2 protein-coding genes and 1 pseudogene are annotated in these 3,509 nt (G+C 68.3%); 1 reads left to right on the top strand and 2 read right to left on the bottom strand.

From position 1 onward, the window contains the following. Nucleotides 1-187, top strand: a pseudogene (locus MJ783_RS03715) (hypothetical protein); the annotation flags it as partial. A 746-nt stretch (nt 188-933) separates the two neighbouring features. Here the strand turns inward: MJ783_RS03715 and MJ783_RS03710 are convergent. Both MJ783_RS03710 and MJ783_RS03705 read right to left on the bottom strand, forming a co-directional pair. After that, complete coding sequence (locus tag MJ783_RS03710; protein WP_239308501.1) at nt 934-2,109, bottom strand: glycosyltransferase; 1,176 nt, start codon at nt 2,107-2,109, stop codon at nt 934-936. Between the two features lie 102 nt (nt 2,110-2,211). Beyond that, nucleotides 2,212-3,498 carry a nucleotide sugar dehydrogenase gene (locus MJ783_RS03705; RefSeq protein ID WP_239308530.1) on the bottom strand — a complete coding sequence of 429 codons (1,287 nt, stop codon included), beginning with the start codon at nt 3,496-3,498 and terminating at the stop codon, nt 2,212-2,214. Nucleotides 3,499-3,509: the final 11 nt, after the last annotated feature.

Below are 3,509 nucleotides of genomic sequence, written 5' to 3'. Positions count from 1 at the left end.
CCGCGGCTCACCGCGTCGCGTCGATGCCGGCACGGCCATACCGGCACCGGCGCGGGTGGGCCGTCGCCCCGACCCCGGCCCCGGCTCCGGTGGCGCCGGTGGCACGGACCGGTATTCCAGGCAGGGCGGAGTTCACCTCGGCGATACCGTCTCGAATGTATTTCGGCGGACCGGTACCGGAAAATGAGCGATACGCCGGGGCGAACCGAGAATTCATACACGGGCAGCTCCGTGGACAGCGAATCGCCTCGCTCGTATGCGGCGCGGCGCGGTAATTTCAGGGCTCGGCGGTCAGCGGGCGAACCACATTCCGCTGGGACGGATGTCGCCTAACTGGGAGTAGACGCACGTGCTTGAAGCGCCCTAAGCTGCCAAACAGTTCAGCCACCAACCGCCGCTGGAAACATGCGGAAGAGGGCTGGACGCGAGATCGTTTCTCCCGCCTCCGGCCGGCCGAGGGCGGCGCGATATTGGCCCTTTTCGCGCCGTCTTCGGTTCGGCCGGAGGACGCCTACAAGCTCCTCGGTGGCCGGCTAACCGTGCCCTGGCCACCGAGGTCGAACGGGTATCGGCGGTCCCCGCCTCCGTCCCCACTCACCCCACCGGGGTGGGGGCCGCCGGTACCTTTCAGCGGGTGCGGCGGCACAAGTTACGGCGACAGCCCCCGGTCGTAACGACTTGTGCCGCCGCGCCTCGGCAACCGGCTGCGAACTCGAAAAGAAAAAGGAAAAGGAAGAACAGAAGAACGTGGTGACGGCCCAGCCAGTACGCCAGCCCAACCCGGAAAACCTGCCGATAAACGTTCATCGGCCGTTCCGTGGACGGCTTTAATAGATATCCGACAACGGCTAAAATGGTCTGCGGAAAACCCCCTGCCGCATCCCTATGAATTCCCCCAGCAGACATTCTCAATCATGATCAAATATCATTTGATCATGACTTTCCGCGCAGTGCTGGAAGGGCTGTGGAAAGCGACCCGGACCATATCGCGGTCAGCTCCCGCTGCCAGTTCTCGATCGTGAACGGTGAACGGACGAAGTGCCGCAGCGCGGCCCGTCGATCGTCCAGCGATGGCGGGACGTCGGTCAGCGCCCGCGCGGCGTCGGCCCAGAGCCCGTCCGCGGCGGACAACGGCAGCATGGTGATCCCTGGCAGGAGCCGAGAGATCTCCCCTACGCCGGCCAGGTCCGCGGACAGCACGGGAGTGCCCACCGCGCAGGCTGCCGGCACAGCGCTGGGCAGGCTTTCGCGGTCGGAGGTGACCAGCAACAAGGACGCGGCGACCAGCAGCCGCGGGATGTCGTCGCGTTCCCCGAGCAGCTCGACACGATCGCGGACATCATGCCTGACCGCGGCGGCGAGCAGCGCCGCGGTTTCCGCGGGCTCCTGAGGCCCGACGAGCCGCAGGCGGGCGTCGGCCCCGCGGGCGCTGAGCGCCGCAAGGATCTCCACCGGGCGAAGCCGGCCCGTGTCGTTCGTCGCGAGCCGTCCGGTGTGAAGCATGGTGATCGGGATGTCGACGCCCGCCGGCGCGGCCTCCAGCGCTCGCCGCCGGGCCGCGATGGCAACGCCAAACGGCTCGACCGCCAATCCGTCGTAGATCACCCGGCAGCGCGGGTCGGCCCGCCATTGGGAACACCAGAACCTGCGGATGGTGGTCTCGGACACCGCCAGCAGATCGGTCGCGCCAGCGTCAATCAGGCTTCGGTCGACAGCGCGCCCCAGCCACGTCACCGGGCCGCTGCCCCGCCCGCCCAGGCTGTCGTGGAGATGGGCGACGCGCCGCCGCACCCGGGCCATCCGGGCGAGCCCGAGCACAGTCCCGGTGGATGTCCGCGCCCACGAGTGGACTACCGACGGCCGCAGTTGGCGAAGCAACAGGAAGAAAGCACGCGGGAAGGACGGGCCGAGCCGGCAGTGGTACACCTGTCCCCCGAGCGAGCGGATCTCGTGATCAAACGCTCCCGGTCCGCCGGCCAGGGCGCAGAACACCAGCCGGAACTCAGTCGGATCGAGCCGGCTCATCAGCTCGACGGTGCGCGGCAGCAGACCACTCCGGTTCACGGTGTCGACGACGTGGAGCACCGTCCGTGGCCGGGCGGCGCTCACGCGGCCTGACCGGCGACGAGGCGAGTACCACCAGCCGGTCGGCGCACTCGGCGCCGCCAACGCGCAAGCGACCCACCCGACGGCCGGGACGGGGACCGCTCGTCACAGGAGGACAACATCAGCCCCGGCAACCTCAACATCATCATGGCCTCCGGAGCGCCGCGACGGCAGCCAACAGCGGGTGTCGAGAACAGCGCGGGCGTTGCGTGCCACCAGGCCCCGCTCGAAGGCATCGTGATCGACCAGGACTACGACCAGGTCGGCGGCGGCCAGTTCCTGGGCGTCCGCCTCGACAAAGGCCACGCCCGACGGCAGGCAGGAGTCGTCGACATGAGGGTCCGCGGCTCGCACGTCCGCGCCGAGAGCGGCGAGCAGAGCGGCGACCCGCACCGCCGAGGACTCCCGAGTGTCGCTGGTGTTCTTCTTGTAGGCCAGCCCCAGCAGGAGGATCCGGCTGCCGTTCACAGCCATGCGCCGACGGTTGAGCATCTCCACGGCCCGGCGCACGACATGGTCGGGCATGTTGTCGTTCACATCGTTGGCGAGCTCCACGAACCGGAAGCTACGCCCGAGGCTGCGCCGCACCCGCCACGACAGGTAGGACGGGTCGATCGGCAGGCAGTGCCCGCCGACGCCGGGACCGGGGGTGAAGCGCAGGAAGCCGAACGGCTTGGTCGACGCCGCCTCGATGGCCTCCCAGACGTCGGCCCCCAGTTCGTGGGCGAACATCGCCAGCTCGTTCACCAAAGCGATGTTGACGTGCCGGAAGGTGTTCTCCAGCAACTTGGTCAGTTCCGCCGTACGGATGGACGCCACCGGCACGGTCCGTTCGACGAGGGTGTCGTAGAACTCCCGTACGGCCCGCAGCGACGCCGCGTCGATCCCCGAGACTACTTTCGGGGTGTTGACCAGGTTCCAGGTCGGATTACCCGGGTCGATCCGCTCCGGCGAGTATCCGAGGAAGAACGAGTCCCCGGCGACCAGCCCTGAGGACTCCTCCAGCAGAGGCCCGAACAGTTCGTCGGTGGTGCCCGGGTACGTCGTGGACTCCAGCACCACGGTCGCCCCGGCCACCAGCTGCGCACCGAGGCTGCGCCCGGCGCTCTCGATATAGGACAGGTCCGGAACGCCGTCCCGCAGCGGCGTCGGAACCGTCACGACAGCCACGTCAAACCCGGCGGCGTCCGCGTAGTGGGACGACGCATGGTAACGACCGCTTTCGAGTGCGGCGGCCACGATCGAGTCCGGGATGTCCTCCACGTACGACTCGCCGATGCCGAGCCGTTTGACCCGTCCTTCGTCGATCTCGATCCCGACGACCGACCAGCCGACATCGACCGCCCGCATCGCCAACGGCAGGCCCACATAGCCCTGGCCAACGACAACCAACTTTCCGCAAC

The sequence above is a fragment of the Protofrankia sp. Cj3 genome (genome assembly GCF_917627355.1).
Taxonomy (GTDB): Bacteria; Actinomycetota; Actinomycetes; order Frankiales; family Frankiaceae; genus Protofrankia.
This window is presented reverse-complemented; position numbering and strand designations above follow the sequence as displayed.